11 protein-coding genes are annotated in these 12,122 nt (G+C 62.4%); 6 read left to right on the top strand and 5 right to left on the bottom strand.

Annotation, left to right across the window (positions count from 1 at the left end; all coding sequences use genetic code 11):
* Positions 1-126 precede the first annotated feature (126 nt).
* The 3 genes from QO002_RS15815 to QO002_RS15805 all read left to right on the top strand — a co-directional run bounded on the left by QO002_RS15815 (position 127) and on the right by QO002_RS15805 (position 2,695).
* Positions 127-1,038 carry an ABC transporter permease gene (locus tag QO002_RS15815; RefSeq protein WP_370878552.1) on the top strand — a complete coding sequence of 304 codons (912 nt, stop codon included), beginning with the start codon at positions 127-129 and terminating at the stop codon, positions 1,036-1,038.
* A 4-nt stretch (positions 1,039-1,042) separates the two neighbouring features.
* Positions 1,043-1,864, top strand: a complete 822-nt coding sequence (locus QO002_RS15810) for an ABC transporter permease (protein ID WP_307231332.1) — start codon at positions 1,043-1,045, stop codon at positions 1,862-1,864.
* Positions 1,865-1,963: 99 nt separating this feature from the next.
* Positions 1,964-2,695: an aspartate/glutamate racemase family protein gene (locus QO002_RS15805; protein ID WP_307231329.1), complete on the top strand. Its 732-nt coding sequence runs from the start codon at positions 1,964-1,966 to the stop codon at positions 2,693-2,695.
* Between the two features lie 182 nt (positions 2,696-2,877).
* Here the strand turns inward: QO002_RS15805 and QO002_RS15800 are convergent, their stop codons facing one another.
* From QO002_RS15800 to QO002_RS15785, 4 genes are read right to left on the bottom strand one after another with little or no spacing between them, the layout of a single operon-like run.
* Positions 2,878-3,141: a hypothetical protein gene (locus tag QO002_RS15800; protein ID WP_307231327.1), complete on the bottom strand. Its 264-nt coding sequence runs from the start codon at positions 3,139-3,141 to the stop codon at positions 2,878-2,880.
* 7 nt (positions 3,142-3,148) lie between these two features.
* Positions 3,149-4,387, bottom strand: a complete 1,239-nt coding sequence (locus QO002_RS15795) for an aminomethyl transferase family protein (RefSeq protein ID WP_370878504.1) — start codon at positions 4,385-4,387, stop codon at positions 3,149-3,151.
* Complete coding sequence (locus tag QO002_RS15790; protein ID WP_307231325.1) at positions 4,384-5,964, bottom strand: phytoene desaturase family protein; 1,581 nt, start codon at positions 5,962-5,964, stop codon at positions 4,384-4,386. The genes QO002_RS15795 and QO002_RS15790 overlap by 4 nt, the downstream gene beginning before the upstream one ends.
* On the bottom strand, positions 5,951-7,570 hold the full coding sequence (locus QO002_RS15785; RefSeq protein WP_307231324.1) for a phytoene desaturase family protein: 1,620 nt from the start codon (positions 7,568-7,570) through the stop codon (positions 5,951-5,953). The genes QO002_RS15790 and QO002_RS15785 overlap by 14 nt, the downstream gene beginning before the upstream one ends.
* 281 nt (positions 7,571-7,851) lie before the next feature.
* Here QO002_RS15785 and QO002_RS15780 point away from each other — a divergent pair, with 281 nt between their 5' ends.
* From QO002_RS15780 to QO002_RS15770, 3 genes are read left to right on the top strand one after another with little or no spacing between them, the layout of a single operon-like run.
* Positions 7,852-8,526, top strand: coding sequence for a TetR family transcriptional regulator C-terminal domain-containing protein (locus QO002_RS15780; protein WP_307233437.1), 675 nt, complete (start codon positions 7,852-7,854; stop codon positions 8,524-8,526).
* Between the two features lie 27 nt (positions 8,527-8,553).
* Complete coding sequence (locus tag QO002_RS15775; RefSeq protein WP_307231322.1) at positions 8,554-9,627, top strand: extracellular solute-binding protein; 1,074 nt, start codon at positions 8,554-8,556, stop codon at positions 9,625-9,627.
* Positions 9,624-11,081: a flavin monoamine oxidase family protein gene (locus QO002_RS15770; RefSeq protein WP_307231320.1), complete on the top strand. Its 1,458-nt coding sequence runs from the start codon at positions 9,624-9,626 to the stop codon at positions 11,079-11,081. Before QO002_RS15775 ends, QO002_RS15770 begins: the two co-directional genes overlap by 4 nt.
* Here the strand turns inward: QO002_RS15770 and QO002_RS15765 are convergent.
* Positions 11,045-12,118 (bottom strand): ABC transporter ATP-binding protein, encoded by a 1,074-nt coding sequence (locus QO002_RS15765; RefSeq protein WP_307233435.1) that lies wholly within the window; start codon positions 12,116-12,118, stop codon positions 11,045-11,047. The two genes, QO002_RS15770 and QO002_RS15765, sit on opposite strands and share 37 nt — an antisense overlap.
* Positions 12,119-12,122 lie beyond the last annotated feature (4 nt).

Raw genomic sequence — 12,122 nt, 5'->3', positions numbered from 1 at the left:
TGCCGCAATTCCTTCTCCCCGCCAGCGGGAGAAGGTGCCCGCCCTTCTTCGCAAACAAGGAGGGGCGGATGAGGGGCATTTCCCTCCACGAACAAATGTCGAAACGGAGACAGGCCCGTGGCAGCCATGACAGCGGAAGATAGCAGCACAGTGCAACCGAAGCCGGCAATCGCCGAGCGTCTCGGCAGCTTCGCCGCCACCATCGCCTCCTATCTGCAGGCGATCCCGCTGGTGCTGATCCTCGGTTTCTTCTTCGTGCTGCCGATCCTGACGATCATCATCGTCAGCTTCTGGGACTATGATTTCGCCGGTCTCTACCCCGATTTCCTGACCATGAACTACACCGATACGCTGGGATCGTGGGTCACCTGGAAAACCTATCTCAATACGCTGAAATACACGGCCATCGTCTGGGCGCTGACGCTCGCGATCGGCTTCTGGGTCGCCTATTTTCTCGCCTTTCACATCCGCACGACGACCATGCAGATGGTGCTGTTCCTCGTCTGCACCGTACCGTTCCTGACCTCCAACATCATCCGCATGATCTCGTGGATCCCCGTGCTCGGCCGCAACGGTCTGGTCAACACGACGCTGATCGAGATGGGCGTCATCCCGCAGCCGATCGAATGGCTGCTCTATTCCGATTTCGCCGTGATCCTTGCGATGGTGCATTTGAACACGCTGTTCATGGTCACGCCGATCTTCAACACGCTGATGCGTATCGACAAGTCGTTGATCGAGGCCGCGCGCGATGCAGGCGCCACCGGCTGGCAGATCCTCTGGAACGTGATCATTCCGCTCGCCAAGCCCGGCATGGCCATCGGCTCGATCTTCGTCGTCACCCTCGTCATGGCCGACTTCTCGACCGTGCAGGTCATGTCCGGCGGGCAAAGCGCGTCGGTCGCGCTGATGATGAAGAACCAGATGTCGCTACTGCAATATCCGGCTGCTGCCGCCAATGCCGTCGTGCTGCTGGTCGTCGTCCTCCTGATGGTCGCCGCAATCCTGCGCGTCGTCGATATCCGCAAGGAGCTGTAAGGCCATGTCCCACGAGAAACGAACCATCGAATTCTACGTGCTGGCGGCGTTCTTCACGCTCTTCGTGCTGTTCCTCTACGGCCCACTGTCTGCCGTCTTCATCCTCTCCTTCCAGGGACCGGATGGCGGCCTGACCTTCCCGCTGAATGGCGTTTCCGTGCACTGGTTCTTCAACCTGTTCGAACAGCAGGCGGTGGGCGATTTCGGCGCTTCGTTCAAGCGTTCCTTCACGCTCGGCCTGATGGTGATGATCGTCAACGTCGTGGTGGCGCTGCTGGCCGGGCTTGCCTTCCGCCGCAAGTTCCGCGGCGCAACCGTGCTGTTCTATCTTTCGGTCGCAAGTCTCGTGGTGCCCTCGATCATCATCTCGCTCGGCATCGGCGTCGTCTTCCAGCAACTCGGCCTGAAGCCGGCCTGGTATTCCTCCGCTTTCGGCGCGCATCTCACCTGGACGCTGCCCTTCGGCGTGCTGATCATGTTTGCCGTCTTCAACCGGTTCTCGCCGGCCTATGAGGAAGCCGCTCGTGATCTCGGCGCCACCTCCTGGCAGACATTCCGTCATGTGCTCCTGCCGATGATTGCGCCGAGCCTTGTCGGTGTCGGCCTGTTCGGCTTTACGCTGTCCTATGACGAGTTCGCCCGCACGCTGATGACGTCCGGCACCTACAATACCCTGCCGCTGGAAATCTACGGCATGACCACCAACGTCACGACGCCGGTGCTTTATGCGCTGGGCACGGTGACGACGCTCTTCTCCTTCTCCATCATCCTGGGCACGCTCGGCACGATCTACTATCTGCGCCGCCGCCAAGCCCGGCTCCTCTAGAGTTTGTCAGGTTCATTCTGAACCAGACAAACTCTCATTTCTTTTCCGTTTGTCTTTTCGGGATAACCGGTTTCCACCTGCCAAACTCTAGAGAGTTTCATGCGCATTCTTCTCGTCAATCCGAACACGACCCGCTCAATGACAGAAAAGGCCGCCGTGGCAGCGCGCGCGGTCGCCGGTCCCATGACCGAAATCGAGGCGGCGACATCGCTCATGGGACCGGCATCCATCGAGGGGCATTACGACGGCGCGCTGGCGCTGCCCGGCCTGCTCGATGAAATCCGCAAGGGGGAGGCGGCGGGCGCGCAGGCGGCCATTATCGCCTGCTTCGATGACACCGGCCTCGACGCCGCCCGCGCCATGGCCGGTATACCTATCGTTGGCATCTGCGAGAGTGCGTTGGTGACGGCCGGTTTTCTGGCGCAACGCTTTACCGTGGTGACGACGCTGGAGCGTTCACGCGTGCTGATCGAGGACCTCGCCGCTCGCTACGGCCTCGGCCATCGGGTGAAGGTACGCGCTGCCGATATTCCGGTGTTGGAGCTCGAGGATGAAGGCTCCGGCGCTCTCGACAAGCTACGCCGGCAGATCGAGCGGGCGCTGGAGGAAGACGGTGCCGAGGCGATCGTCCTCGGCTGCGCCGGCATGGCCGATCTCGCCTATGCACTGCAGCAGGCTTATCATGTCCCGGTCATCGATGGTGTTTCGGCTGCTATCAAACAGGCGGAGGCGCTGATCGCTCAAAAACTGACCACCAGCAAGCGTGGGTCTTATGCCTCGCCGCTGCCGAAGAATTATACGGGAGCGATGAGTGTGTTTGCGCCGGAGTGATGGTCGCTCGCTAACTCTTCTCTGTGGAAGCACCCCCTCAGTCACTTCGTGAAATCTCCTTCTCAAGGGGGAGATTGGGCCGAGCTGCATCTCTCGCGTTAGACAACGATCTCCACAAATGCCGATGGTGACGTGAGGCGCAAAAGTTGCCGCATCTGATCTCCCCCTTAAGGGGGGAGATGTCACGAAGTGACAGAGGGGGGTATCTCGCGACGAACTCGTTCCATCCGCTCAACCCACTCCGCCCCGATCCGCCATCGCCACAGCACATCCAGCGGATCCTCCCCATCGAGCCGCGAACAGATGCGGTAGACCTCCAGCACGTCGGCTGCCATCTCGCCCTTCTGGAAGAAATACATGGCCGCCGCATAGCGGGCGCGGCCGGACCATTCGATGCCGGGGGGCGTGTGGATCAGTGCCCAGTTCTCGCGTGCTCCCTCGTCCATGGGAGCGTCAGAAACTGCCCGGCGGGGTCGTCGTGCGGCGGGCGAGCTTGACGAAGGGGCGGGGCACGATGCGGGCACGCTTCATCATCTTCTGGTATCGCAGCTCCCGCAGGGCATAGATTTCCACCCAGAGATCGTCGGTGAACTTGACGCCGTAGGGGCGGTCCAGCGTCGCAATGGCGATGTTGCGCTTGGCGGTCGGCGACCAGATCGCGGCCGTCACGAGGCCGGCTTCGCGCTTCTTTCCGTGATAGACCAGCGCGTGTTCGGCCGGAATATTCCCTTCGATTTCAAGGCCGACGAGGATGTGCTTCAGAGTTTGATTCCGCCGTGCTTCAAGTATCGCTTTACGTCCGTTGAAACTGGGCTTGTCGGCATCGACGAGCCAGTCGAGACCCACTTCATCCGGCATGCGAACCCGGTCGGCCCGGAGTGCACCTTCGGCCGTGATGAAATCGGTATTGGCAACGATGAAGCCCGCCTCGATGCGTGCCGTGTTGAGCGCGGCGTAACCGATCGCCCGGATGCCATGCGGCTGACCCGCCTGCCACAGCCGATCCCAAAGAGACAGGGCCAGCGCGCGGGGCACGAAAATCTCGTAGCCGAGATCGCCGGTGAAGCCGGTGCGGGAGATGGTGACCGTTCCCGTCTCATGCGGGACGCTCGCGATATCGAAAGGCTTCAGCCGCTCGACGCCGGAAAAGCCGGCAGCAAGTAGTGTGGAGCAACTGGTTGGCCCCTGCAGTGCAAGTCCGGCGATTTCTTCCGTTTCCTCGTGGATGTCAACGGAGAAGCCGAAGGCGCTGTCGAGCAGCCACGGCAGATGCCGCTCCTGGCAGCAGAGACGAAACGTGTTTTCCCCGAGCCGGAACAGCGTGCCGTCATCCAGTACATGGCCGTGATCGTCGCACCAGGCGGTGTAGTGCACCCGGTTGATGCCGAGCTTCCGTACATCGCGCAGCGTCAGGCGGTTGAGATAGCGTTCCGCATCCGGCCCGGCGATGCGGTATTTCACCATGGGCGAGATATCGAAGAGCGCGGACGTGGAGCGGATCGCGAAATATTCGAGTTCCTCGTCGAACAGCGTATGCGGCGCCTTGTAGCCGGCCCAGCTGTACCAGTCGCTGGTTTCGCTGAGCGCGGCTAAACGTGGATGGAACGGTGTTTCGAGCCGTGGCGTATGGATGTGACTGCGGGCGGCCCGGCGGCCGTCGGTTGCGTTCAGAGGTGATGTCATCGCATTCATGACCGTGCTCCCGAAAGAATGTGGCGTGCCGCGTTCCAGCCGGGCAGGCCGGAAATTCCGCCGCCCGGATGCGCGCCGGCACTGGCGAGATAAAGCCCCTCGATCGGCGTCTTATAGCCGGAGGCGGCACCGGTCGGCCGGTTGATCAGCAGTTGATCGGCCTGCAACTCGCCGTGATGCCAATGGCCGCCGGGCAGATTGTATTCCGCTTCGATATCGGCGGGCGTGCGGAGCTCCGCTGCAACGATTGACTTTGATATGCCCGGTGCATGCCGTTCCAGGATGTCGAGGATAATCTTCAGGAAAAGCGGCTTGCCGGCCTCCCAGCCCATTTTCAGCTTGTGCGGCGCATATTGCACAAGGGCCGAAAGGGTGCAGGCGCCGGAAGGGGCGAGCGAGCCATCGGCAAGGCTCGGCAGCACGATCTCCATCACCGGATCGGTGGAGAATTCGCCATATTTCGCCGGGTTGAAGGCGCGCTCCACATGCTCCATCGAGCGGGCAAGCACGATCCGGCCGGAATGGTCGGATGAGCGCAGGTTGAGGAAATTTGGTGCACGGTCCAGCGCAAGGTCGAGCTTGGCGACATTGCCGGATGTGCGCAGGTTCTTGAGCGAGCGTACGAAGCCGGTGCTGCTTTCGGCGGGATCGACGAGCTGGAGGAATGCCGTCTGCGGATGCACGGCGGCAACGATGACGGGGGCGGCGATCTCCGCGCCGTCGGTCAGCACCACGCCGGATGCCCTGCCGCGATCGGCAAGGATGCGGCCGACGCGCGTGCCGCAGCGGATGGTTACCCCCACCTTTTCCGCAGCCTTGACGAAGGCAGGAGCAACGGCAGCCATGCCGCCCTCGGGAATGAACTGGCCGCCGGTCCGACCGGCGACTTCGCCGGTCAGGCGATAGTAGAGGCCGAGCAGGGAGGTCGGCGAGCGCGGGCCAAGGTGGATGCCGAGCGTCGCGTCGAAGGCGACGAGCGCCTTCAGCCGGTCGTCGGTCAGGTATTCGTCGGCGACATCGGCGACGTTCATCAGCAGCATGCGCAGGAAATCGCGGCCTTCGCTGCGACCCTTGCGGATCAGGCAGAAGCCGGCGGAGGCGAAGCTGGCGAGATCGGCCATGCCGATGGCCCCGAGTTGCGGCGGCGCGCGGCGCAGGAAGCGCTTGAGAATGCCTGCCTGGAAGATCAGCTTGTCGCGCATGCGGTTGAAGGCGGTGGCTTCTTCAGGTGTGACGCCGTCGATCGTCTCGCCATAGGCGCCGTGCAGGACGACCGGCTGCCTGTCGCCGTCGAGGATGGCCGTGGGCATGGCGGAGCCCGGTTTTGCGACAAGCGAGATGCCGAGATCGCGGGCGACATCCGGGTCGAGCCGGTTGATCAGGTGGGCGAGGCCGGCGGAGCGGAAGCCGGGGGCGAATTCGCGGCCGCGCGTGGCGCCGCCGGGTTCGTTTGCGGCTTCCAGCACCAGCACCTTGCGGCCGCTGGCGCCGAGCTTGGCGGCGGCGGCAAGGCCGTTGTGGCCGGCGCCGATGACGATGGCATCGTAGGCCTTCGAGGCGGGATCAAATGACGTCATGGGCTTTGCTCATCAACTCGTTGGGTCGTTTCAGGTCGCGCAGGATTTCGGCGGCGGCGTTGCGGCCGGGGGCGCCCATGACCCCGCCTCCCGGATGGGTCGAGGAGCCGCACATATAAAGGCCATCGATCGGGCTTCGATATTGCGCATAGCCGGGCACCGGCCGGTTGAAGAGCAGCTGGTCGAAGGTGAGTTCGCCCTGGAAGATGTTGCCCTCCGTCAGGCCCACCTCGTTTTCGATCTCGCGCGGGGTGCGCACTTCCATGTGCACGATCCGGTCGCGGAAGCCCGGCGAATATTCGGCGATTTGGCTGACGACCGTTTCGGCAAAGGCGTCGCGGTCGGCATCCGTCCAGTCGCGACCCTCGACCTTGGGCGGACAGTATTGCACGAAGCAGCTCATGAAATGTTTTCCGGGCGAAGCCATGGTCGGGTCGAGCGTCGTCGGGATCACCATGTCGACGAAGGGATCGGCCGACCAGCGCCCGTCCTTCCAGTCGTCATAGGCGCGCTCCATGCGCTCGATCGAGTCCGTGAAGTGCATGTCGCCGCGAATGCAGGAGGAACTGTCGGGCAGGGCAGGGAACTCGGGCAGGCTGTCGAGCGCAATGTTGAGCTTGCCGGAGGAGCCGCGCATCTTGAAGTGCTTGACCCGGTGGACGAAATCCTCCGGCAGGGCATCCTCGTCGACCAGCTTCAGGAAGGTGCGTTTCACGTCGGCATTGGAGACGACGAGTTTTCCGCGCACTTCCTCGCCGTCAACCAGAACGACGCCGGAGGCTTTGCCGCCACGCGTCATCACCTTGTCCACATCGGCCCCGGTGCGGATCGTGCCGCCGGAGGCCTTGAAGGAACTGGCGAGCGCCTGTGTCACCGCGCCCATGCCGCCGCGTGCATAGCCCCAGGCGCCGACAGAGCCGTCCACTTCGCCCATATAGTGATGCAGCAGCACATAGGCCGTGCCGGGCGACATCGGCCCGAGCGCGGTGCCGATGATGCCGGAGAGCGCCAGATAGGCCTTGATCACGTCGGTCTCGAAATATTCGTCGAGAAAGTCGGAGATCGACATGGTCCAGAAGCGCAGGGTCTCAGCCATCTCATGCGGGCTGAATTCGCCGAATTTCTTGCCGAGATAAAGCAGTTCGGAGATATCGCGCGGGCGAAAACCGAAAGGATCGGGCGCGGTGCGCATCAGTAGCGGCTGGATGAAGCGGCACTGGCGGGTGACATCGCGGGCGTAGCGCTCATAGGCTTCCGCATCACGCTTGGAATAGCGGGCGAATTCGCGGCGGTGGCTGTCGTGATCGCGGTAGGAGGCGAGATAATCGCCGTCGCGGGTGAAGACTGCGCCGCCCTCATAGGCGATGATCTGCAGCCCGTGTTTCGGCAATTCCAGATCGCGCATGATCTCGGGCCGGAACAGCGAACAGACGTAGGAACAGTTGGAATAAAGATAGCCGGGCGTCAGCTCGCGGCTGGTGGCGGCGCCACCCACCCAGTCGTTCTTTTCCAGCACGATCACATCGAGCCCGGCGCGCTGGAGATAGCAGGCCGCAACGAGCCCGTTGTGTCCGCCGCCGATCATGACAACGTCGTATTTTTTCATGCTGTCTCCCCTTGTTGACGAGAAAACTGACATGAAAAGCAGAATGTTGTCCAGATATATTGAATGATCATTCAGCAAGTATGTTGCAATTGCCTGATTATGCGATAGGATTTCTCTTGTCATCCCGGCAGGGCGAGGCAGGATGGAAAAGCTGGAGATTTCATGATCGAGACGGGACGCAAGGTTCTTGACAGCGGCGAGCATTGTCCCACTCATCTGCGCGGTGAAAAACCGGCGGGAGCGGCCTCATGAGCCTGCGTCTCGGCCTCAAGGGCAGATCGATGGCATTGAAAGTGAAGACGGGTGCGGTTGCATCCGAAACGACCGACGCCGATCGGCGTGGACGCAAGGCGTCCAAGGAAACCCGCCGCCAGCAGCTCGTGGAAGCGACGATCGATTCGCTCGCCAAGCGCGGTTATGCTGAAACCACGCTTGCGGACGTCGCTGACGGAGCCGGCCTATCGCGCGGCATCGTCAACTTCCATTTCGAGAGCAAGGAAAACCTGCTCATCGCCACGCTGCAGTTCATGGCCGACGAATACGCCGCCCACTGGAATGCGGCCTATGAGAAGGCCGATGCGGCGGCTGCTTCAAAGCTCTGGGCGCTGGTCGCGGCCGATTTTGACCGGAAAATCTGCACGAAGCGCAAGCTCGCGGCTTGGTGCGCCTTCTGGGGCGAGGCGAAATCGCGGCCGACCTATCAGGCGCTCTGCGGCGCGCGTGACGTCAAGTATCAGGAAACCTTCGTCAGCCTCTGCTCCGACCTGAAGGCCGAGGCCGGCTACGGCTATGAGCCGGAGGGCATGGCGCTGGCGCTTTGCGCGATGATGGAGGGCCTGTGGCTGCGGCTGATGATGGGTGACGGGTTGACCCGTGAGAAAGCCCACGCGGCGGCGATCGAACATCTGGTTTCGGCCTTCCCGAAACACATGACCTACGAGGGGCCGAAAAAATAGCGGCCCGACAAAAAGAGGGAGAATGGCATGACGGCAAAGAGACTTATCGGACGGACCCTTCTGGCGGCCTTGCTCGCCTCCCTTGCAAGCAGCGCGGCATTCGCGGCGGACAACATCACCGTCTTCGACTGGTCGGGTTATGAAGACCCGGCCTTCCACCCCGCCTATACGGAAAAATACGGCGTCGAGCCGGATTTCGCCTTCTTCGGCGACGAGGAAGAGGCGTTCCAGAAGCTGCGCTCCGGCTTCAAGGCCGATCTTGCTCATCCCTGTTCGCAGAGTGTCGCCAAGTGGCGCGACGCCGGCATGCTGGAGCCCCTGGATACGTCGAAGCTGAATGCCTGGAAGGATATCCTGCCGGGCATCGCCGGCATGAAGGGCCTGATGACCTCCGAGGACGGAACCGCGTGGCTGCTTCCCTTTGAGTGGGGCAACACGGTTCTGACCTATCGCACCGACACAGTGAAGCCGGAGGAGATCACCTCGCTCAAGGCCTTTGCCGATCCGAAATTCAAGGACCGCGTTTCCATCGGCGACAATGTCGATGATGCCTATGCGCTGGCAAGCCTTGCGACCGGCGTCAAGGACTGGACGACGATGACCGATGCGCAGTTCAAGGCGGCCTCCGACTTCCTGCGCGAGGTGCACAAGAACGTGCGTCTTTACTGGACGGACAACACCGAGGTCAGCCAGGCGATGGCGAGCGGCGAAGTCGATCTCGCCTGGGCCTGGAACGAGACGGTGACGACGCTACAAGCGGATGGCATTCCTGCTGCAATCAAGAAGGATACGACAGAAGGGCTGTCCACCTGGGTTTGCGGCTATGTGCGGCTGAAGGGTGGGGAAGGCGGCGAGGAAAAGCAGTATGCCTATCTGAACGCCGTCACCGATCCCGCGATCTCCGCCTATATGGTCGAAAACTGGGGCTATGGCCATGCCAATGCCAAGGGCATGGCGGCGGTCGATCCGACGATCCTTGCCGACAAGGGCTATGCCGATGTTGACAAGTTCCTCGGCAACACGCTCTTCCAGTCACCGATGCCGACGGAATTGCGGCAGAAGATGATTGCTGAATTCGAGAAGATAAAGGCGGGCTATTGAGCGCAGACGATATCGATGTTGTGGTTGTCGGGGCCGGTTTTTCCGGCCTCGCGGCCGCCCATGCGCTGATCGATGCGGGATTGCGCGTTCTCGTGCTCGAGGCGCGTGATCGTCCCGGCGGACGTGTAGAGCCGGCGGATTTTGCCAATGGCCGGCGGATCGATGCCGGAGGCCAGTTCATCAGCGAGGATATGCCTGCGGTCATGGAGCTTGCGCGCCGCTACGGTCGGCCGCTGGTGTCGATACCGGACGAGGGAAAGCTTGTTCTGCGGCCGGCCTTGCCGCAGCGCGAGGCGTTTCGGTTTCACGAGGGCGTGGAGGGATTGCGCGGCCGCGCCAATGCCATTGATCCGCGTGATCCCGTTATTGCCGGGCTTTCCGTCGCGGACTGGCTGGCCCGGCGGCCGGAGGCCGACGATGCCAAGGCCGGTTTCCGCGCAATGATCCATGGTCTCTGGTGCCGGCCGGCTGAGGAATTGCCGCTCTGGTATTACATCGACAACGACCGGCGGTTGGAGACGACGGTTTCGGAGCTGCAATATTATCTGGAGGGCAGCACCCATTCGCTTGCCGAGGCGATGGCGGCCGATCTGGGAGAGCGGTTGCTACTGTCTACGCCGGTGGAAGCGGTTTCCGTCGCGGCCGATGGCGTGAGCATCGAGGCGGGCGGCAAGAGGTTCCATGCTGAACAGGTTCTTCTGGCGGTGCCGCCGGTGATGGCGCGGCGAATTTCGATCTCGCCGCGGCTTCCGTCTGACGTTTCGGCCGCTCTCGATGCCTGGGCGAGCGGCACGGTCATCAAGATTTGCTTCCGTTATGATCGGCGTTTTTGGCGGGATGACGATCTGAGCGGCATGGTGATGTGGCGCGATGTAAAGGGCCTTTTCGCCTGCGATATCAGCAGTGGTGATGATGCTCTGCTCGTCGTCTTCATCGGCGGGCCACTGGCGGTTGAGTGGGGTGGAAAAGGAACGGCAAATTCCCTCTTCTCCCCAGCGGGGAGAAGTGCCGAGCGGATGCGAGGCGATGAGGGGGCCGCGAATTCAGAGCCAGCCGCCCCCTCATCCGCCCTTCGGGCACCTTCTCCCCGCTGGGGAGAAGAGGGAGCAAGCGGTGCCGTCACCGAAAACAGCGAGGCTGCGGTGCTTGAAAACGTGCTTTCGCGACTTTCCGACGCCCTTGGCCCGGAAGCCTGCAAGCCGCTGGAAACCATCCTGCGGGACTGGACGGACGACCGCTGGAGTGGCGGCGGCTATAGCGACGTCATCCTCGATATGGCGGCCTATGACGCTGAAGATATCCTGAGGCGCGGCGCGGGGACAATCCACTTTGCCTGCTCGGAACTCTCGCCGTTTTTTCCCGGCTATATCGAAGGCGCGATCACGGCGGGACGCGCGGTGGCGCAGCGCATCATTACTCAGCCGCGCAGCGCCACCAGCGCATCTGGATCGTAAGCCAGCCGGATCGGCGCGCCGACCGGAATATCATCGGCGCCGAAATTGTTGGTTTCCGAGACCGAGAGCGGCTTTTCCATGCCGGGCACGTCGACGATCAGGTGGGTGATTTCGCCAAAATAATGCCGGTCGACCACCTGTCCCTGCAGGGAATGATTGGCATTGGTGTCGTCCCATAGAACGCGCAGCCGCTCCGGGCGGATGCCGAGGGTGGCGTGGCCGTCGCGGGCGGCAAAGCCGAGCGGCTTGGCGACCCGGACGCTGCCGAAGCGCTGGGTTTCGACGGAAAGTTCACCGGCGCTTTCGCCCGTGATGCGAGCCTTCATGAAGTTCATGCCTCCGAGGAAATCGGCGACTTCGCGGGTCAGCGGATGCTGATAGATATCCTTGGGCGTTGCCACCTGCGCGATACGTCCGCCGAACATCACGGCGATACGGTCGGAGAGGCCGAGCGCTTCATACTGATCGTGCGTGACGAGGATGAAAGTGATGCCGACCGCCTTCTGCAGCGAGCGAAGCTCGACCTGCATTTCCTCGCGCAGCTTCTTGTCGAGCGCCGAGAGGGGTTCGTCCAGCAGCAGCACCTTCGGCCGCATCACAAGCGCACGCGCCAGCGCCACGCGCTGCCGCTGACCGCCGGAAAGCTCGTTCGCCCCACGTTTGCCGAGCGCGCCGAGCCGGACCTGATCGAGCGCATCGCCGACCCGGCGGCGCTCTTCGGAAGCATCGAGCTTCAACCGCTTCAAGCCGTAGGCGACGTTTTCCTCGACGTTCAGATGCGGGAAGATCGCGTAGTTCTGGAAAACCATGTTGGTGGGGCGCCGGTTCGGTGGTGTGCCGATCACGGAGTGGCCATCGATGCGGATATCGCCTGATGTCGGTGTGTCGAAGCCGGCGATCGAGCGCAGCAGGGTAGTCTTGCCGCAACCGGAGGGGCCGAGAAGCGAGAAGAATTCGCCCGCGCCGATATCCAGCGAGACCTCGTCGAGAGCTTTGTAGATGCCGTAGTTGCGGCTGACGGAGCGGATCGAGATCATTTCA

The organism is Pararhizobium capsulatum DSM 1112, assembly GCF_030814475.1.
In the GTDB taxonomy this organism is placed as follows: Bacteria; Pseudomonadota; Alphaproteobacteria; order Rhizobiales; family Rhizobiaceae; genus Pararhizobium; species Pararhizobium capsulatum.
This window is presented reverse-complemented; position numbering and strand designations above follow the sequence as displayed.